General features: G+C 45.4%; 20 protein-coding genes and 1 other annotated feature (1 of these 21 running past the window's edge). Of the genes, 12 read left to right on the forward strand and 8 right to left on the reverse strand.

The window, feature by feature from the left end:
- Positions 1-59 (forward strand) — a binding site (T-box leader) (it extends 226 nt beyond the left edge of the window).
- A gap of 67 nt (positions 60-126) precedes the next feature.
- From argS to M3636_RS24430, 5 genes are all read left to right on the forward strand, one after another.
- Complete coding sequence (gene argS / locus M3636_RS24410) at positions 127-1,854, forward strand: arginine--tRNA ligase (RefSeq protein ID WP_251384293.1); 1,728 nt, start codon at positions 127-129, stop codon at positions 1,852-1,854.
- A gap of 7 nt (positions 1,855-1,861) precedes the next feature.
- Positions 1,862-2,950 carry an ATP-binding cassette domain-containing protein gene (locus M3636_RS24415; RefSeq protein WP_164848672.1) on the forward strand — a complete coding sequence of 363 codons (1,089 nt, stop codon included), beginning with the start codon at positions 1,862-1,864 and terminating at the stop codon, positions 2,948-2,950.
- Positions 2,947-3,657 (forward strand): hypothetical protein, encoded by a 711-nt coding sequence (locus M3636_RS24420; RefSeq protein WP_251384294.1) that lies wholly within the window; start codon positions 2,947-2,949, stop codon positions 3,655-3,657. The genes M3636_RS24415 and M3636_RS24420 overlap by 4 nt, the downstream gene beginning before the upstream one ends.
- A 101-nt stretch (positions 3,658-3,758) precedes the next feature.
- Positions 3,759-4,310, forward strand: a complete 552-nt coding sequence (locus M3636_RS24425; RefSeq protein WP_128101469.1) for a hypothetical protein — start codon at positions 3,759-3,761, stop codon at positions 4,308-4,310.
- Positions 4,311-4,351: 41 nt separating this feature from the next.
- Positions 4,352-4,951 carry a YdcF family protein gene (locus M3636_RS24430; RefSeq protein WP_251384335.1) on the forward strand — a complete coding sequence of 200 codons (600 nt, stop codon included), beginning with the start codon at positions 4,352-4,354 and terminating at the stop codon, positions 4,949-4,951.
- A 68-nt stretch (positions 4,952-5,019) separates the two neighbouring features.
- On the opposite strand, the gene M3636_RS24435 is transcribed toward M3636_RS24430, so the two are convergent.
- From M3636_RS24435 to M3636_RS24455, 5 genes are all read right to left on the reverse strand, one after another.
- Positions 5,020-5,193, reverse strand: a complete 174-nt coding sequence (locus M3636_RS24435) for a hypothetical protein (RefSeq protein WP_164848674.1) — start codon at positions 5,191-5,193, stop codon at positions 5,020-5,022.
- A 14-nt stretch (positions 5,194-5,207) separates the two neighbouring features.
- A complete protein-coding gene (locus tag M3636_RS24440; RefSeq protein ID WP_251384295.1) occupies positions 5,208-6,002 on the reverse strand; it encodes a DUF4097 family beta strand repeat-containing protein in 795 nt (264 codons plus the stop codon).
- On the reverse strand, positions 5,992-6,693 hold the full coding sequence (locus M3636_RS24445) for a TetR/AcrR family transcriptional regulator (protein WP_128101472.1): 702 nt from the start codon (positions 6,691-6,693) through the stop codon (positions 5,992-5,994). Before M3636_RS24445 ends, M3636_RS24440 begins: the two co-directional genes overlap by 11 nt.
- A gap of 207 nt (positions 6,694-6,900) precedes the next feature.
- Positions 6,901-8,979 (reverse strand): ABC transporter ATP-binding protein, encoded by a 2,079-nt coding sequence (locus tag M3636_RS24450; protein WP_251384296.1) that lies wholly within the window; start codon positions 8,977-8,979, stop codon positions 6,901-6,903.
- Between the two features lie 12 nt (positions 8,980-8,991).
- Entirely contained in the window at positions 8,992-10,737 is a 1,746-nt protein-coding gene (locus M3636_RS24455) for an ABC transporter ATP-binding protein (protein WP_251384297.1), read from the reverse strand.
- A gap of 827 nt (positions 10,738-11,564) precedes the next feature.
- On the opposite strand from M3636_RS24455, the gene M3636_RS24460 reads away from it, so the two are divergent.
- Positions 11,565-11,861, forward strand: coding sequence for a HesB/YadR/YfhF family protein (locus M3636_RS24460; protein WP_128101475.1), 297 nt, complete (start codon positions 11,565-11,567; stop codon positions 11,859-11,861).
- A gap of 118 nt (positions 11,862-11,979) precedes the next feature.
- The gene (locus M3636_RS24465; RefSeq protein WP_164848676.1) at positions 11,980-12,432 is read left to right on the forward strand and encodes an NUDIX domain-containing protein; all 453 of its coding nucleotides are present in this window, start codon (positions 11,980-11,982) and stop codon (positions 12,430-12,432) included.
- A gap of 126 nt (positions 12,433-12,558) precedes the next feature.
- Here M3636_RS24465 and M3636_RS24470 read toward each other — a convergent pair whose 3' ends face one another.
- From M3636_RS24470 to M3636_RS24480, 3 genes are all read right to left on the reverse strand, one after another.
- A complete protein-coding gene (locus tag M3636_RS24470) occupies positions 12,559-13,050 on the reverse strand; it encodes an ADP-heptose synthase (RefSeq protein WP_251384298.1) in 492 nt (163 codons plus the stop codon).
- Between the two features lie 175 nt (positions 13,051-13,225).
- The gene (locus M3636_RS24475; RefSeq protein WP_128101478.1) at positions 13,226-13,669 is read right to left on the reverse strand and encodes a DUF441 domain-containing protein; all 444 of its coding nucleotides are present in this window, start codon (positions 13,667-13,669) and stop codon (positions 13,226-13,228) included.
- A 5-nt stretch (positions 13,670-13,674) separates the two neighbouring features.
- A complete protein-coding gene (locus tag M3636_RS24480; RefSeq protein ID WP_128101479.1) occupies positions 13,675-14,673 on the reverse strand; it encodes a YpdA family putative bacillithiol disulfide reductase in 999 nt (332 codons plus the stop codon).
- Between the two features lie 187 nt (positions 14,674-14,860).
- Here M3636_RS24480 and M3636_RS24485 point away from each other — a divergent pair, with 187 nt between their 5' ends.
- From M3636_RS24485 to M3636_RS24505, 5 genes are all read left to right on the forward strand, one after another.
- Positions 14,861-15,454: a DUF2087 domain-containing protein gene (locus M3636_RS24485; protein WP_251384299.1), complete on the forward strand. Its 594-nt coding sequence runs from the start codon at positions 14,861-14,863 to the stop codon at positions 15,452-15,454.
- A 492-nt stretch (positions 15,455-15,946) separates the two neighbouring features.
- Entirely contained in the window at positions 15,947-17,038 is a 1,092-nt protein-coding gene (rsgA, locus tag M3636_RS24490; RefSeq protein ID WP_251384300.1) for a ribosome small subunit-dependent GTPase A, read from the forward strand.
- 57 nt (positions 17,039-17,095) lie between these two features.
- On the forward strand, positions 17,096-17,434 hold the full coding sequence (locus M3636_RS24495; protein WP_128101481.1) for a L,D-transpeptidase: 339 nt from the start codon (positions 17,096-17,098) through the stop codon (positions 17,432-17,434).
- A 296-nt stretch (positions 17,435-17,730) separates the two neighbouring features.
- A complete protein-coding gene (locus M3636_RS24500) occupies positions 17,731-18,123 on the forward strand; it encodes a GNAT family N-acetyltransferase (protein WP_251384301.1) in 393 nt (130 codons plus the stop codon).
- 164 nt (positions 18,124-18,287) lie between these two features.
- On the forward strand, positions 18,288-19,769 hold the full coding sequence (locus M3636_RS24505; RefSeq protein ID WP_251384302.1) for an aldehyde dehydrogenase family protein: 1,482 nt from the start codon (positions 18,288-18,290) through the stop codon (positions 19,767-19,769).
- The last annotated feature ends 133 nt before the right edge of the window (positions 19,770-19,902 follow it).

Consider the following 19,902-nt stretch of genomic DNA (forward strand, 5'->3'; position numbering starts at 1 on the left):
GACACTGTTCACTTAGAGTGGTACCGCGGGGACTGTAAATAACAGCTCTCGTCTCTTTTTACAGGAGACGAGGGCTTTTTTTATTTTCTAATTACGTATTTATTAATAAATCAAGGAGTGTTTTAGATGTTGAAAAAGCAGGCTGCTGCACATATTGCCCCCTTAACCGGGCTTGAAGAATCAGAAGTATTGAACCTACTGGAGGTACCGCCACAACAGGAGATGGGCGATATTGCGTTTCCGTGTTTTGTGTTAGCTAAGTCGTTGAAAAAGGCTCCCGTAGCGATCGCAACGGAGATTGCGAGTGCATTGCAATCGGATATTCTAGAGGCTGCTCCAGCAGGGCCATATGTTAACATCCGATTTAAACGTGAGCAGCTGGCAACACAGCTGCTGCAGGAGCTGGGACAGCCTGGATTTGGCAAACTCGAAGAAGGTATTGGTGCTCGTGTTGTGATTGATATGTCCTCCCCCAATATTGCCAAACCGTTCGGCGTCGGACATTTGCGTTCAACCGTCATTGGTGCCGCGTTATATCGTTTGTATAATGAAGCGGGTTATACCGCGGTGAGTGTGAACCATTTGGGAGATTGGGGCACCCAATTTGGCAAACAGATTGCAGCATACAAGCGGTGGGGGAACGATGCAGCATTACAGGCAGAACCGATCCGCACTTCGCTTGAACTGTATGTCCGCTTTCACGATGAAGCTGAGCATGATCCGTCTTTGGAGACAGAGGCAAGAGATTGGTTTCGCAAGCTAGAGCAGGGGGATGAAGAAGCTAAGCGGTTATGGGCTTTTTTCGTTGAAGTAAGCATGAAGGAATTCGATCGGATGTATGAGCGTTTAAACGTGAAGTTTGATTATACGCTAGGTGAGAGCTTTTACAATGATAAGATGGGTGCAGTCGTAGATGAACTCCGGGCGAAAGGATTGCTGGAAGAGAGTGATGGGGCACTTGTGGTGCGCCTGGAAGAAGAGAATATGCCCCCTTGCTTAATCATCAAAAAGGACGGAACAACGATCTATCCAACCAGGGATTTAGCTACAGCGATATATCGGCATGATATCATGAAGACAGACAAGATGTTATATGTGGTTGGAGGTGAGCAGAAGCTGCACTTCAATCAGGTTTTTGCAGTGTTATCCCGGATGGGTCATGACTGGTCTGCGAATTGTGAGCATATTCCGTTTGGTCTGATGCGTTTCGAAGGAAGGAAAATGTCTACTCGCCGTGGTAAGGTCGTCTTTTTACAAGAAGTATTGGACGAAGCGGTCTCCCGTGCAATGCAGATTATTCAGGAGAAGAACCCTAATCTGCCTAATCCGCAGGAGGTTGCGGAGGCAGTAGGTGTAGGGGCAATTGTATTTGGAGATCTGAGCAACAATCGTCTGAATGATATCGATTTTTCGTTGGAAGATGCGGTGAGCTTTGAAGGGGAGACGGGTCCCTATGTGCAGTATGCGTATGCTCGGATTAACAGTGTGCTGGCTAAGGCTAGAGAAGTTGCCGAAACGGAGAAAGGCCTTGAAAAGGAGCTAACAGCACTTGATCACGCGAACAACAGCATGAAGCAGAAAGTGACCACGAGTGAACCAACATGGACGTTGTTAAAATTGCTGGCTAATTACCCGGAATATTTGAGAAAAGCTGTACACCGCAATGAGCCTTCCGTCATAGCCAAATATGCAATTGATGTTGCACAGGCATTTAACCGGTTCTATCATGCAGAACGGATTGCGGACGCACCACTGGAAGAAAGAGCTTTCCGGTTAGCACTAACGGAACGTACAGCAGAACGTCTGGCACACAGTTTGAATTTGCTAGGTGTAAAAGCACCGGAACGGATGTGATCAATTGGTGGGTTGGAGGACAAATACACGTTCTAAGAAAACAACCAACGTAGAGGAAGAGCAGACATATCATTCAGGAGCCGAAGGGGTGTTGCTGCAACAGGTAAGTAAACGTCTGGGCTCAGTGCAGGTGTTGAAAGAGATTAGTTTTCATATCGCTGTAGGGGAGTGTGCTGTGTTAGTTGGTAGAAATGGCTCAGGTAAAAGCACGCTCCTGCGAATGTTAGCAGGAATGATCCTGCCGAATTCGGGAAGCATGCAATCTTCGTTTAAGGGTCGAACAATGCTCGCGATTGATGGGCTACCTAAGCTACCTTTTACGGCTAAAGAGTACCTCATGACGATGGGAAGGATACATGGTCTTCGCTCCGCTGTGCTGGAGCAACATATTAAGCAATGGAGCGAACGATTATTCCTTGGTGCAGCGATTGATCAGCAGCTCCCCTTGTTGTCCAAAGGTACACTTCAGAAGGTGAACCTGATTCAATCCTTGCTTCCAGGTCCAGGTGGACTTATCCTGTTAGATGAACCATTGTCCGGTCTGGATCATGCGGCACAGGAAGCCATCGTGTCGCTGTTACAACAATGGAAAGAGCAAGGGACCACGATTATAACGGCCTGTCATGAGCCCTTAATTATTGAACGTATGGCGGATCATGTCATCGTTCTGCAACAAGGAGAAATCCTGCGCCATTGGAGACAGTCTGATCTGGAGTGTATCGGTGAACCTGATATGCGAATCCAGAGTTTAATGCAACAGGCGGTAGAACTAGGACAAGAGGATCAGATAACGAACGTTACTGGACAACCAGGTGTTCGATCTGTTCACAGCTCTCATATAGAACAACATGGGGTTATAGCACATTACGAGTGGTTGTGGGATTGGAGAGTGAGTCGCAGCTCTGCAGACCGGATCATTGGACAGATTATTGCTTCCGGCGGTTCAATTGTATCTGTTCAGCAGGATAAAAGTTTAATTCAGATGGAACGTTTGTTAGAGGGAAAATCGCCGATCCAAGCGATAGTGGACGAAAAGAATACTTCTTCTCTTGATGCTCTATCCGCTGCATGTGTTGCTAAGGAGGACGCTCAATGAAGTATTTAATCAAGTACTTGTTACAACAGAACATTCGTTCACAGAAATACCTCGCGCCTGTCGTATTTTATACAATCGTTATGTTACTAATGTATTCATATAAACCTAACCCAGTAGCGGATAGTTATGGGGTAACGGCCATGCTGCTCTTTTTTGGATCGGCCTGGTTAGGATTAACCGTAATGAATGCCGAACCCCCGGGGCAGATTCAATTATTGGTGCTTCATGCAGGAAGTAGACGAAAAGTAGCCATTGGGCAATTGATCAGTGCAGTAGTTATGCAGTTGGCCATGGCCTTGATTACGATTGTTTATCCTATCGTTACTAGAATGTTTGAGAGGCAACCGAGCGCCAATGAATGGATCGTTGCTTGGTGCGGACATCTTGTATTAGCATTACTCGGCCTTAGCGTCAGTGTATTCTTTCAGAACGCATACATATCCCGGCTCAGCCGAAGCTTACCCATCTTCATCGTTGTGTTACTGTCATCATTCGTACAAGTGTCTTTATCGGAGAGATTGCCCGAATCCCTTCAATGGATGTCGTACATACTACCACCCGCTTTCTACCTTGTTCAGAAGATGATGTTATATGATGGTGGCGGTTTAGGTCAGATTATTCTGGTCTGCACATGGTCTGCTGTGTATGCAATATTGTTATTGAGCATTCATATTTGGCTATCTGGTAGAAGGGATTTACGGGGTTAGAAGCCGTCCTCATCGTTAACTTGAATGTTAGTCCCGGTTTGGTTACGATAGAGGGACATGAAGATGGAGTAACATTTACGGAGATGAGGGGGCGCTCGCTTATGCACAACACAGGCATGAAGAATGGTGACATGCTGGACAGCGAACACTCCAGAGAATTGTTTGCTTATTACGGATTAGCGGTTTATTACGGACAGTCCCTTGAACAGCAGCTGGTCAATCTGATTTTATTAATGAAATTGTCCCAGGGCAAAGTGATGACAGATGAGGATCTGGAGGATCTATACGAGCGGAAAATGAGCAGTTCATTGGGTCAGCTTATCCATGAAGTTCGCCATCATTTTACGTTCTCGGACGACGAGACCCGGCAATTAAATGAACTATGGCAACAACGCAACAGCATCGTACATCACTACTTCAAGGAACGAATCCATGAGACGTTTAGTCCTGAAGGGCGATCAAGGATGATAAGCGAATTAGAGGATTTTAAGAACCGTGCACAAGAGTTGGAAATGACCCTGCAGATCTATACGGCTGCATGGATTGACCAGCTTGGTCTGGATGCCGAGTCTGCCGCAGCATTGCAACGACTTGAACGTATGCATGAGGAGAGCATGTGCTGTCGTTCAACCGAAGAGGATGAGGCATTGTGAGGACAGGCATGTCAGACAAGAGGAAGCCGAAGTTGAAGCGAATGATACTAATCTTCTTGGCATCCATCGTTGGTGGTGGATTCGTGTGGGCTTTTATCACAGCTTGGCTTATAATGACGTATAGCGAGCAAGCATCAACACGTATATCGGATGCGGCTATCATACTCGGCGCAGCAGTGGTAGGAAACGAACCTTCACCTGTATTTCGCGAACGTATTGAGCACGCCATATTGTTGTATCATCAGGGCGCAGTAAGTCATTTGCTGTTCACTGGTGGTGCTGGCAGTGTGGAGCAGCGTACGGAAGCTGAGGTTGGACGTGATTATGCCATAGCACACGGCGTGGATCCAGCAGATATTCAGCTTGAGACAGAGTCGCACATTACAGAGGAGAACTTTACATATTCGATTGGTGTCGGAGAGCAAGCAGGATTCCAAACATATACGATTGTAAGTGATCCATTACATATGAAGCGATCGATGATGCTGGCCAGCGGTTTAGGCATGGATGTTGTACCTTCTCCAACACGTACGACAGCTTATCAGACATGGCGCAGCAAGCTTCCTTTTCTAGTGCGAGAGACGGTTCTTTACATGGGATATGTATGCAAAGGTTGGATAGACAATCCGCAGCAGCCATAAGGCTTTAGCGGATTGTTTTTTTTTATTTTCGAATATAAGCATCACTATTGGATAAATCCACTTGGTATTCAGGTTCCGGGATAATTAATCGCCGCACTGATCAGGGCTGCTACGCTAAACCCAATGAGCCACCATGGCCAACGAGCCTTATGTTGTCTACGTACAGCTTGGTTTAAACCTACGAGTCCAGATAACAATACGATGATAGCTAAGGAAGTACCTACAATCCAACCGATGCTCATAACGCGTTCCTCCTCTATAACGAATGGGGTGAATACGTGCCTAGAGTGAATCGTCCACCTCGAACTTGGGCGTGAAAAGAGGCAGATGCATTCCCATAAATGTGCTCGTCACGATTCGATTGCAGGGGGAACTCACTCTGAAGTGTGCCTCCGACGTGTTTATAACGCAATCGGAACCCTTCATTCGGGTTAGGAATTCTTAAATTCACATTGCACCCGGTAGCAGTGCTATTTACCGATTGTGGCATGGTGGCTGAATGAATGGAGAGTGTTCTGCCTGTCGTATTAGCCTGAATATGAGAGAACTGACCTGTAAGCTGAAAGCGTGAGGATGTACCTTTTATGTTCATGTGCTCTGCAGTTAAATGCTGTGATTGTACACGACTGCCGACCATGTGTAGGCGGAGCTGCTGCGTATCACCGGAGATATGTAATTGCCCTGAAGTACAACTGCACTCACAGTGGCTTATTTGAGCATCTTCTACGATAAACCGAGTACCTACGCCCCGAAGGTACAATTGTTCCAATGTAGAAGGAGGGAGTCCGATAGCCAACGATGTGCGCTGAAAGTGAATACCGATCGGAAAGGACTTCGAACGTCCGTCTCCAATATGAAGCGAACCTTGGTGATAACGGGTTGTGAAGCATCGTTTATTTGGAAAATGCACAGATGCTCGCTGAATTATTCGTACATGCTGATCCCTACTGCGATATATGTGTACTTCACCTTGCATCCATTCGAGTGAGAGGGAGAGGACAGGTTCTTGAATAAGCCACTCTTTGCGAATCATATGTGTGTTAATTTTCATGGGGAACATCTCTTGTATGTTGATGAGTGTCCTGAACGGGATAGGTATAAGCCCCCATCTCGTTATGCTGGTGGATAATCTGATCAATTAACGTGTCAGTAACGATCGGAACACCGATGGTGCTCATCATGTGTTGCAAGAAGTGCAGACGGGTCTTCGTTTCCTCAGGTGTACGGCTGAATAAGGCTGGATTAATCCAAATATTGATCAGCATTAAGAAAATTTCCGCACAGGCTTCAGGATTTCCCGTAGTGATCGAGCCGTCTGTAACGCCTTCACGCATGATTGCAGCTATGATCGGGGCATCAATTTGAACCGTTTGTTGAATGCCTTTGACGATAAATAAAGGATTTTTGATCTGGGTTAATAGCACTCGATCTAAGGAGTGTACCTGTTGATTAGAGACGATGTGTTCAAGAATATACACCAATTTGTCCTTCGCTGAGATTGCGGTAGCCTTCTCCACAAGTTGATCCAGCATTTGAGCTGCAAAAGCAAATTGTCGCTCCATTACAGCATCAAGAATCTCTTCTTTGGATTTGAAATGATGATACACCGCGCCTTTCGACATGCCTAAATGATCAATAATGTCCTGAATACTCGTCTTCTCGTAGCCTTTCGCGGTGAATAATTGGGCTGATACGGTAAGGATGTGTTCTAACGTCTGTTCAGGGAATTTGTTTCTTGCCATAGCTACCTCCTTAATGATACCGACCGTTGGTATGTATAATACGAGAGGATGGTCAGAATGTCAATAAGAGGAAATCGCGACAGTGTAAAAAGTTTAAAAAAACCGGTGCATATCAACAGATGGGGTGTCTGCGATACACATCGGTTTAATTTCGTACACACGGAAAATTCATTTTAGCTTAGATGTAAAACACCATAATGCTTTACTCTAGGCGTTGCCTCCAGCAAAGGAAGAGGTGCGTATTGCTTCATGGGCTGTGTCTGGAGCTTGAACAGCCTGAGCACCTTGTTGCAGTTGATACATCTGATAGTATCGACCTTGGAGTGCCATTAACTCATCATGTGCTCCTTGTTCAACAATTCGTCCACGATGTAGTACCAGAATCTGATCTGCTGAGCGAATTGTGGAGAGACGATGGGCGATGATGAAAGTTGTTCGTCCTTTTTTGAGCACTTCAAGCGCATTTTGAATCAAGGCTTCCGTTTCGGTATCAATGTTGGCTGTAGCTTCATCCAAAATTAGAATCGCTGGATCAAATGCCAGCGCACGGGCGAAAGAGATCAGTTGACGTTGTCCAGCAGACAGCGTGCTTCCCTTTTCAATAACCGGTTCATCGAAACCTTGTGGTAAATGAGCCAGAATACGTTCTGCGCCTACGTCACGAAGTGCCTGTTCAACCTGTTGACGGGTAATCTTCTGATCCCCGAGGCTGACGTTTGAGGCAATCGTTCCGGTGAATAGATAAGGGTCTTGCAATACAATCCCCATATGTTCACGAATCCACTGTTTGGGCAGATCCTTCACGTTCTGACCATCGATAGTAATCTTACCTTTTTGCGGGTCGTAGAATCGGAATAACAAATTGATAATGGAGCTTTTGCCTGAACCGGTATGACCGACCAACGCGACCGTTTGACCCTGTAAGGCCTGGAACGAAATATTGTTTAACACAAAATCTTTGTTGTAGGCAAAGGATACGTCATCAAAGACCACATTTCCTTTATATCGTGGCATTGAACCATCGGTAACCGCTTCTCCCTTTTCATCCATCAGTTCGAATACACGTCCAGCAGATACAAGAGAGGAGTCAAGGTTCGCCAGCTGGTTTACCATGCCAGTAATTGGCTGGAACAGACGACCGAGTACATCCACGAATGCATACAACACACCTAGCGAGATGATACTGGTGCCATCCAGCACACTTGATCCGAAATACCACAGAACGACCGCAAATGCGATATTCCGCAATACGTTAACGAGATTGTGTGAGGTAAAGGCGTTCAGGTTAAGCATCTTGTTCTGATGTTTCATATAGTCATCATTCAGATCTTCAAATTCCTGCTTGGTTTGTTTCTGGTGGCGGAATACGCGGATGATGGACATCCCTTGAATGGACTCATTAATGATCGCGTTAATCTCACTGAGTCGTGAACGAATGATCGTGTTGTAGCGAGTAGCGAACTTACGATATAGCACAATCCAGGCAATAAGCATAGGAACGACGAATAAGGAGATAAGTCCAAGTCGAACATCGAGCAGGAAGAGGGCAACATACACCCCAGTGATCGTAATGATTCCCGAGAAGAAGTTTGACAGTACCGCAACGAACAGATCTTTAACGGCCTCTGTATCGTTGGTCACCCTTGAAACGACCTTACCTGCAGGCAGATTGTCAAAGAAATTGACGGGCAGGCGCTGAATGTGAGCATACACATCATTACGAAGTCGTTGAATGACCTTGTTGGCGGACGATTGCAGCCAGTAGGTTTTACCAAACTCCATAATGACCGAGATCACAAGAAAAATCATGTAGTACACGATTAATTGATAAATGCTTGGCATCTCCGGTTTGTAAAAAGCAAACAGTTCTCCAGCCGATAGAGGTACTGCCGCATATTGCCCCGTTACTTCACCTGCACGAGTTACCGTCAGAGTGCCATCGGCATAGGAACGATCACCGTCTGATGTGCTTACGGGTTCATTTACAAAGTAAAAGCTACGTCCAGCTTGCAGTATGCGTACTTCAGCACCTTTACTTTCCGTTGGTTCGAATAATCCTTCGCGTTTATAATTCTTTCCCTTATACACCGCCGCATCTTCTGAAGCAGATGTCTCGTAGAAGGGCTGTTCAATAGCTAATAAATGATTGTCGATCATATTTTTGGCGATAAATGGGCCGGCGAGCTCTGCCGCAACACCGATCGTAAGCATAATTAATGCGGCTATAAATGTACCTTTGGCTTTTAAGGCGTACTGTAATAGCCGTTTGCCTGTATTCGATTTCAAAACGTTGACCTCCTACGTGGACAGATTGGACTCCACCTGTTGCCGTTCATATTGTTCACGATACCAACCGTTCATGGCAAGTAATTCCTGATGGGTTCCTTCTTCCGTAATTTTCCCGTGCTCAAGTACAATGATTCGGTCAGCATGTTCAATAGCGGACAGGCGATGAGTCGAGATCAGCGTTGTTTTACCCGAGCGTTTGCTACGTATATTTTCAATGATTTTGGCTTCGGTTCTTGCATCAACTGCGGAGAGGGCATCGTCCAGAATGAGAATATCCGGATCTGAGATGAACGCACGCGCGAGGGATACCCGCTGTTTTTGTCCACCAGATAGAGCAATTCCCTTTTCACCAACGAGTGTGTCCAGTCCGTCAGACAATGTACCGAGATCTCCGTCAAAAGCAGCTGTGCGAATCGCTTCCATAATTACGTCATCATTTGCACCAGGTTTACCAAACTGAATGTTCTGACGAACCGACTTGGAGAATAACACTTGCTCCTGCGGCACATATCCAATCCAGCTATGCAAGTCGTCTTTGGCAATTTCCTGAATCGGGTGACCCGAAATGCTTAGCTTACCTGATCCAGCAGGGTATTCGTGGAGCAACTGCTTCAGCAGCGTGGACTTACCACTACCTGTGCGACCGACAATACCCAGCGTCTGACCGCGGCGCAGTGAAAAGTTAATATGACTAAGATTGTCTACAGTAGAACTAGGATAGCGGAATGTAACATCCTGCATTACGATCTCATCGGGATTGGAAATGTGAGCGGGTTGTTCAACATCCTTAACAGCAGGTTCTACCGATAACGTCTCGTTTACCCGATCAAGAGAAGCGCTACCGCGCTGCATCAGATTAATTAACTCACCAATGGCGAACATCGGCCAGATCATCATCCCCAGGTACATATTGAATGATACGAGATCCCCCAGAGTGATTTCATTGTGGAACACAAGATAAATACCGTAAGCAAGCGCAATGACATAACTTAGTCCAACGCAAAGTCGGATCGTAGGTTCGAATAACGCATCCATCCGAGCGACGGCTAGATTTTTGCGGTACACGTCTTCGGTAACATCGGCAAATCGTTTCTCATCCAGACGTTCTTGAACATACGCACGCACGACCCGAATTCCCGCAATGGATTCCAGAACTTGGTCGTTCATATCACCGAAGGCATCTTGAGCGAGTGTATAGCGCTGATGTACAGCTTTGCCATAGATCATCATAGCGATGGCGATAAAAGGCAAAGGCAAGATGGCTGCCAGAGTCAGCTTCCAGCTAACTAGAAAACCCATGGCTAACAACACAGTTGCCAGGAAAGCAGTGGAATCCGTTAACGTAAGCATGCCGAAGCCTGCCGTGGTTGCTATGGAACGCAAATCGTTGGTAGCACGAGCCATGAGGTCGCCAGTTCTGTTCTTTTCAAAAAAAGGCGGTGTCATCCGTAACAGATGATCCATGAAACGTGAACGCAATAGGCGTTCTACCAAGTTAGCTCCGCCAAATAATTTGTGCATCCATATGTACGTGATCAGATAGATAATAACGACGGTTCCTAAAATAAGTAAAATGTAGCTGGTAAGTGAAGCTCCTGTAATCGACCCACGTACAATCTCGTCAATCGCATTACCGAGAAGACGAGGGGGCAGGAGTTCTGCTACACCTACAAGAATGAGCAAAATGACACCAATCAGGTATCTTTTGCGTTCTAGCCGGAAAAACCAGGCTAGGTTTTTAAGTACTGAGAACAAGTGCTATCCCTTCCTTTCCATATCTGTGAAATACATTATCGTTCATGTGCCTACTTGTGACCACAAAAAAAGACACACCGCACGCAGGCGGTATGTCTTAGGTATCATTCATACGGCAGCATGGCTCCGAGAGCAGAGCCACCACCGTACATAATTATATTGTGAGTTCACAACATAGTATATCTGATCAACAGATTGCTATGATGCAGAAATTATGAACGAAATAACGATTTCGGGGCTGCTCCGGTATTCAGTTGTAAGTTAGTTAGAACAAACATATCTCTATTAAACACCGTAATCACCCTTTCTTTTTTTGGGAATAAATTGAATGTGAATCTCGTATGTTTGCATCTTAACACCGCATTTTACAATCTGTCAAACTTTTTTCACAAATGAGCAATGCTTGGTTTAGCGAACCCAATAATAGAGCAACGAGTAGTGGAGTATTATGGATTTATATGACTGTTGTCCTATACTGCAAAAAGTGGATACGGTTTCACCTTTTCATTTTATGTTCCATGAAGTAAAATTATTTCCTAAATCATGTACGTTATTGGGTGATTTGGTCTGGTGTATAGTTTGTATTCCGACCATTCTAGCGATATGATGTAACATATAGTGCGTGTTCAAAAAGGTCGGTTTTCAGTACCGAGAAGATGGGATGAAGATAGAAATGGAGTAGCGGAGCGTAGGGCAAAACTACGTGAGCAACGGACATTTCTATCTTCATCCCATATTCGAAGCTGAGATGCCGCTCGCGCATCCTTCGTAATCAAAAGCGGACTTTTTGAACTACCTCATATATACAGAGAAGGAGCTGACACCACATGAGTACCATACATGTAACCGACCGCGCTGCGCGCTGGTATAAGGAAGAGCTAAATTTGAACGATGGTGATAGCATTCGATTTTTTGCCCGTTATAGCTCAGGCGGAGGTCTTCATCCCGGATTTTCATTAGGTATCGCTGTTGAGGAACCAAGACATCCTGCCGAGCAAACAGAAGCATCCGGTATTCGCTTTTTTATGGAGGATCACGATTATTGGTATCTAAAAGGCCATGAGCTTCATGTGGATGTTGTTGATGAAGGTCAAGATATTGAATACCGATATACGGAAGTATAATCCCTTACTTATAGATACAAGCTTTTAGAACGTTCCGTGGGTTGGAGAGAACTATGTTGCACTGATCTGACTATAGATCTAAGCCGTCTCTTCGGCTTGGAACAGGAGGGGATAAATATTGAATCCGCCAGCCCGAGATTTGGCTCAGTATATTGCTAACCGAGCGTTTATCATCGTAAAAGCTGCCATATGGGCAGAGAACGAACGTGGTGAAGTATTGTTGATCCAGCATGCAGACCACAGCCACTGGCGAATTCCAGCAGGTCAGATGCGTCCGGGAGAATCGATTGAAGAGACCGCTCATCGGGAGCTATGGGAGGAGACCGGCTGGACCACAGATCATATGGTGTTAGAAGGACTGCATTCAGGGCCAGAGCTGAGACTGCTTCACACGAGCGGGGATGAAGACTATTATGTGATCGCCCTGTTTCGAACTCGAATCATCCAAGATGACCTCGTGGAGTCCCGTGTGAATAGTGAAGCCGGTCTGAAGTTTTTTGACACCGAATCTCTCCCTGTCCTTAATGAGTTTACCCGAATGTTGTTAGCACGCTCCAACTGGAATGAATGATCTAAGCGTAAACTAACCACAAACCGAGCGCAATGAAGTACAAACCAAGTGCGTACTGAGTACAAATGAAGTGCAAACGTGAATATGATAAAAGCCTCCCGACTGGGAGGCTTTTGTGTTGAATATTCAATCCATTGCAAAGTCAAAGTCGTCAATATCATAAACTTGAACCGGAGCTGAGGATTCAATAATACGAGCAATCAATTCGACTTGATCCGTAAGAATAGGAATGCTCAAACGTTGTGAAGTGAGTATTAATTCCGTTTCGATTGGGTCAAAATACTCGCCATACTGAGCCGTATCAACAGCGTTGATAATGGCAATGGAGACTTGATCACCAAACAGAATCGATGGGCTTTTGACCCATGGAGTAAGTAGCGCACGCTCTATTTTTTTCTTATTTAACGGTTCCTCAAAGTAAGAAATCATCTCATTAATTTTGGTCTTCACATGCTGATCATCCGCAGGGTTGCCCATTAGAGGATCGCTGCTGGCTTGAAACTCGTATAATTCAAGGATGGTGGTGTATGGCACGATATATTCAACAGACGCGGGTGGCGCCAGCAATTGACCATAAATAGCCACCATCACGGCTTCTGTAACAAACTGACGTGACATGGTTCCTGAATCCTCCTGCGGCCATTAATAGTTGCGAGGTGAATCAATGTTGAATGTTAGACGAACAAAAATCAAATTGATGTCTCCGCTATGGACTCGTGATATGAATAGAAGTATATCATACAACGGTGGGAATTACAGCCAGTTGACAGAATGGAGTCAAGTCCCAATTCACTCAGGATTTGCCCAAAAGCAAGGATAAAATGCCCGCTGCAATAAGTGGTCCTACGGGCACACCTTTGAACAGAGCAACGCCTAATACGGTACCGATGAGAAGTCCAGCGACGACAGTGGGCTGCGTGCTCATTAATGTAGCACCTCGGCCACCAAGGTAAGCAACCAGCAACCCGACACCAATGGCAAGCAGTGACTTCCAGTGCAGGAAGGATTCTCCGATGGTCTGCAAGCTTATTTTCCCGCTGGCAAGCGGAGCCATTACCCCAATGGTCAGGATGATAATGCCAATGGTCAGCCCATATTTCTCAAGCCAAGGAAAAGCCTGATTCAGATTCAATACGCGCAGCAATAATAGGAATACCATAGCTACGGCCACTGGAGTATTACTGCTGATGATGCCAAGCGCGGCGAATCCGAGTAACAGCAGCGAAGTTATATCCATTGATTTCATTTCCCTTCGGAAAGTTTACGATTCTTGCTCACAATATGTTCTGCAATATATTTACCATGCCAGCGCCCGGATTCGATAAATACTTCATTGGCATTACGACCTGATGCAATGACACCACCGACATAAATGCCAGGTACACTACTCTCCATCGTTTGGGGGTCGTACTTCGGTTTATCCATATCTTCGGACATTTCCACTCCTACAGAAGTGAGCAGCTTACGGTCAGGACGGAACCCAGTCATGGCTAAGACAAAATCATTTTCCAATTCGCTGGTTGTTCCATCATGATGCAAGAGGCGAACAGAATCATCCAAAATTTCATTGACTCTTGCATTGAGATGTAAGGTAATTCGTCCTTTTTGAACCATGCTCTCAAATAGTGGACGTACCCAAGATTTAATATGTTCGGACAATCCGCTTCCACGGTACACCATATCAATATGAGCACCTACACGAACGAGTTCCATCGCGGCATCCACGGCAGAATTACTTCCTCCGATAATGGCAACACGTGTCTGAGCGTAAGGGTGGGCTTCACGGAAATAGTGCGTAACTTTGTCTTTGTCTTCTCCCGGAATACCGAGGTAGTTAGGATGATCGAAATAACCTGTAGCTACAACGATGTTACGTCCTTCATGAATAACAGTCTGCCCACGTCGGTTCATCGTATGTACTTCGAACGTTCCATCGTCCTTACACTTGATTGTGTGAGCTTCCTCATAGTTATGAACACGAAGGTTAAAATGTTCAGCGACCTTGCGATAATAGGCAAGAGCCTCATAACGAAACGGCTTATCGTTAGGCGTGCTAAACGGAACATTTCCGATCTCAAGCAACTCAGCCGTGCTAAAAAATTGCATATGGGTTGGATACAAATAGATAGATTGTACAATGTTGTACTTTTCTATGATTACAGCAGATAATCCCAACCGTTCACATTCAATGGCAGCAGATAGACCACAGGGTCCTCCACCGATAATAATGACATCTTCCATGTTCTTACTCCTCCTTAAATTCAGCAATATAATCCTACCGTAAATAACACTCTAATGCCAGCGTACGGTGAGATATAGGCTGAACTACCACACCAAAATAAAAGATTTGACTTTAATTGGACAAAAGATTAACATCTAATTAGATAATCATCTAATATATTGAGGTTGAAATGGGGCTGAATCATTCATGCAGTTGGAGAAAATAGTGGCTTATCACAAAGCATTGGCTGATCCAACCCGACTTCGCATGTTATTGCTGTTATCCCAGGGAGAATTGAACGGTCAGGCGCTCGCGGAGCGGTTGAACTTGTCCCAGCCAACGGTGACACATCATGCATCGAAACTACGAGAAGCTGCGCTCATTAAAGAAAGAAGAGAGAAGAACATTGTATTTTTCTCATTAAATCCTTCTTTCATTCGCGAGCATGCACAAGCTTCCGTAGACTTTATTTTTAAAAGTGAGGAGGTTACTGATGTGAGTGAGGTGAACGAAACCTTGAAGGCGTCCGTGATGCGGAATTTTTTCTCCAAGGATGGACGAATTCGACAAATACCAGCGCAGTATAAGAAAAAACTGATTGTTCTTGGTCACTTGGCCCGGCAACTTGAATTCGGTCGCAAGTACACGGAAAAGGAAATCAATGCTTTCATTCAAAATTATCATGAGGATTTCGCAACGATCCGTCGTGAGTTTATCATGCACCAGTTCATGTATCGTGAAGACGGAGTATACGAACTGAATCCAAAAGAAATGTGGACGCGTTGGGATCAAGTTAAATAATTGGCCTTGACAACAATTCAGTAAGGTGTGTAATATGTTGGATAAATCTACAAGATAATGTTCAAAAGCGACTTTTTGAACAACATCTACAAGGGAGGCGATGTAATATGACAAACTTAATGGCACTATACGTTAATTTGAATATGAACAGCGTCTCCGGAACGGATCAGAGCATATAATTATACAACCACAGGGCAGCTATGTCTGTTATGAGGGTATGTATTATTGCATGCATCAAGGAAGCCACGGGTGACGTACCTGTGGCTTTTTTTGTTGCTATTAGGAATGTTCTTTTATTTGCGGGCAGGGGAGCACTAACATATTATCCTCTGACCTATTTGCAATAAAGGTCATTCACTAATTCATTTAACAATGATTTGCCACGGGTTCATGCGACTCGTGGTTTTTTATTTTGGATACCGAACCGGAGTACACAAGTCAATCTGTCGTTATGTCCGAATCACATTATAACTATTGGGAGGAAATACGAATTTGAATAAACACTTGGAACAGTACGGATGGTCTACACATTGGCAAGAGCAATGTACAACGCTAGACATGAATCATTCCGAGAGGAAACCAGCTAGAATCATCGCAGATCATGGACATTTACAACGAATAATTACTGCGGATGGTGAGGGTTGGGGAAGAGCAACAGGGCGATTACGCCGCGAGCATGAAGAGACGGGTACAGGTTTTACGGTAGGGGATTGGATTGAGGTTTCGGACCCGACGGGCGATGAAGCCGTGATTCACAGTGTGTTGCCTAGAAGAAGCAAAGTGTCCAGACAAGCTGCGGGGAACGAAACGAAAGAACAACTGATTGCGGCTAATGTGGATACATTGCTAATTGTAGCCGCACTTAATAATGATTTTAATCTCAGAAGACTGGAACGTTATATGATCATGGCTTGGAATGGAGGCGTTCAACCTGTTATCGTACTGAGCAAAAGTGATCTATGCTCCAATGTGGAAGAACAGATGGCTTTAGTGGAAGGCATTGCCCCAGGTGTTGAAGTCGTCGCATTGTCTGCAGTGCAGGATCAGGGAAAAGAACAGTTAGAACGTTATCTGCAGTCTGGGATGACGGTTGCATTGACAGGTTCTTCAGGGAGTGGTAAGTCGACCTTGGTCAATTGGCTACTCGGCGAGAATGTACAGCTTACCCAATCCGTCAGGGAGGCAGACAGTCGAGGCAGACATACAACGACACATCGTGAGATGTTTGTATTACCTCAAGGGGCAGTATTGATTGATACACCGGGAATGCGGGAGCTTAACTTGTGGGAGGAAGGCGATCAGGGCTTAGCACTAGCGTTTGGTGAAATTGAGGGGTTGGCTATCTCGTGCAAGTTTCATAACTGTAGTCATACTCGCGAGTTGGGCTGTGCTGTAAAAGAGGCTATACAGAACGGCACACTAGAGGGAAAAAGACTTGATAATTACCTGAAAATGCAGAAAGAGTTGCAATTTCAGCAGCGTAAGGAGCTTCAGGCTTCGAAACGTCGAACAGCGACGAGCAAGCCAGTGAACAACCGCAAACCTAAGCATGTCCGAAGTATCAGAGAGTGGGATGAAGTTTGAGATCAGGAAGGCATCTCTCATGAAATTGGCATAAGATAGGTCAGGAGGGATGTTAGTATGCCGGATTACAACATCATTGTTGACCTATCAGACCATATGTTATATCTACTGGATGGCAACCAAGTGGTTAAAGGGTATCCTGTAGCAACAGGAAAGATGCTCACCCAGACTCCGAACGGAGAGTTCACGATCATCAACAAACAAGTGAATCCTGGGGGGCCATTTGGTGCACTGTGGATGGGGTTATCAGCACCTCATTATGGGATACATGGAACCAATGACCCTTCATCTATAGGAAAGTCTGTTTCGCATGGTTGTATCCGTATGTATAACTCAGATGTGTTGGATCTGTCTTCCAAAGTATCTGTGGGCACGAAGGTAAAGATCCGGCCCTAGGGTCGGATTTTTTTATAACATTAATCTCCACGTTAACTGCCTGCTCATATGTTTAGTTGAAATAGAATTTTGGATTAGAAAGGGAATACATGTACAATCTGTATAAATGTTGAACTTCTACAACGAATCCTATGAGAAGGAGGACTAATCATGCAGATCAGACAAGCCCGTGAAGGGGATGCAAGGGCTATTGCTTATGTACATACCGAGAGTTGGAAGACCACATACCGGGGATTATATCCGATGAATTTTTGGATCATTTGACTACTGAAGCCAGAATCCCTCAGTGGGAGCAGATGATTCGTTCTGGCGAAAAGGAGCAGATTCTGTTGGTTGCGGAACAAGCGGATGGGGAAATTGTCGGATTTGCCTGTGGGGGGAGAGAGCGGGAAGGCAAGTTGCCTTATGATGGGGAGATTTATGCGATCTATTTACTGCAAGCCTCACAGGGACAGCGGATTGGAACTATGCTTGCCAGTCAAGTTGTCCAGCATCTTCATAAGCTAAAGCTGCGAAGTCTTTTGATCTGGGCGCTCGAGAAGAATTCGGCTTGTCGTTTCTATGAGCAGATGGGTGGAACCGTGATTCATAGCCAGGCGCTATCCATCGGTGGGAAGGATCAGCTTGAAGTTGCCTATGGGTGGGAAGACTTGCAGCTTTTTGGAGAGAGGTCTACAAGCCAGGAATGAACGGATAATAACGAGGTTTTATGGCATGGGTCAACATTTGTACGAACTGTCAGGTACAGGTTCGAAAGGTCTAAACTAACGTTTGCGTAATCCTTAACAAGGTTAATGATGTACTACACTGCATGATATGTAGACATGAATTCTTGATTAGGAGGCGTATTCAGATGACTTTAATGGACACAAAGCAAACCTGGACTAAACAGTATATTAATGGCGAATGGATCGAAGGCTCCGGTGAGAAAACCATGGAGAATATCAATCCGTATACAGGAGAAGTTATCGCCACATGGCGGTCATCGAATAAAGAAGATATTGATCGTGCTTATGAAGCTGCCGAGAAGGGATCAGTGCAATGGAGTCAGACATTACCTAGTCAAAAAGAAGAAATTTTGCGCAAGGTATCCATGATAATGGGTGAGCGCAAAGATGAAATTATTCAGTTACTCATTACTGAATCCGGAAGTACTCGGATCAAAGCTGAAGCGGAGTTCGCTGCTGCCAAGCGCATTGTAGACGAATCAGCATCATTCCCTTATCGGATGAAAGGCGAGATTCTACCCTCGAATACAGCTGGCAAGGAGAACCGCGTTGTACGTGAACCCAAAGGGGTCATAGGAGTGATCGGGCCGTGGAATTTTCCACTGCACTTATGCTTGCGTTCGGTGGCACCAGCCATTGCCCTGGGTAATGGGGTTGTGATTAAGCCTGCTTCTGATACACCCATTACCGCAGGCTGGCTAATCGCAGATCTATTTGATCAAGCTGGATTGCCAAAAGGTGTACTGCATGTTGTTGCAGGAAGCGGGAGCGAGATTGGAGACTACTTCGTCGCTCATTCTATCCCAAAAGTCATTTCATTTACAGGATCAACAGAAGTCGGCCAAGGCATCGGTAAACTGGCTGGTGAACATCTGAAAGAAACGGCGCTGGAATTAGGTGGTAACAATGCGATGGTTGTGCTGGAAGATGCGGATATTGAACGAGCGGCAGAGGCAGCGGTATTTGGAAAGTTTCTGCATCAAGGCCAGATTTGTATGGCGCTGAACCGTATTATCATTCATACCGATATCTATGATTCATTTGTAGATGCATTTGTTGCCAAAACGAAGCAAATCCAAGCGGGAGATCCAGCAGATTCCAATACCCTTGTAGGGCCACTTATCCGCGAAAAAGAAGTAGAGCGCCTGCTTGAGCTTGTGAAAAGCGCAGAAGATGCGGGAGCTCGGTTGTTGCTTGGTGGATCAAGCAAAGGCAGTGTGTTGCAGCCAACAGTGCTGGCTGACGTGAAACCTGAGCAGGAGATAGTGCAACAAGAGTTGTTTGGACCGGTTGCTGTCTTATTGCGTGCAAAGGATGAGGCTGAAGCTGTTCGTTTAGCCAACGATACGCCATACGGCTTGAGTGGTTCGGTATTTACGACGAATCTCGAGCGAGGTTATCAAGTTGCTAAGCGCATCGAATCAGGCATGATCCATGTTAATGACCAGTCTGTAAACGACGAGGCACATGTTATGTTTGGTGGAGAGAAATCTTCAGGCATTGGCCGATTCGGCGGTGACTGGGCGATAGACAAATTCACGCGCACCCGCTGGATTAGCTTACAGCATCAATATCGGACATATCCTGGTGTGAGCGATGTCGACTGACCGCCTGTAGGGGATGAATCAGGTGCATGATGAGAGCTTGTTCGTGTGTGATCGACAATAATAAGCAAAAGCCCGTTTCTGCCTTTAAGGACGGGCTTTTGCACGTTTTTACATACCCTAGAATGCATGTGAA

The organism is Paenibacillus sp. MER 99-2 (assembly GCF_023714095.1).
Classification (GTDB): Bacteria; Bacillota; Bacilli; order Paenibacillales; family Paenibacillaceae; genus Paenibacillus.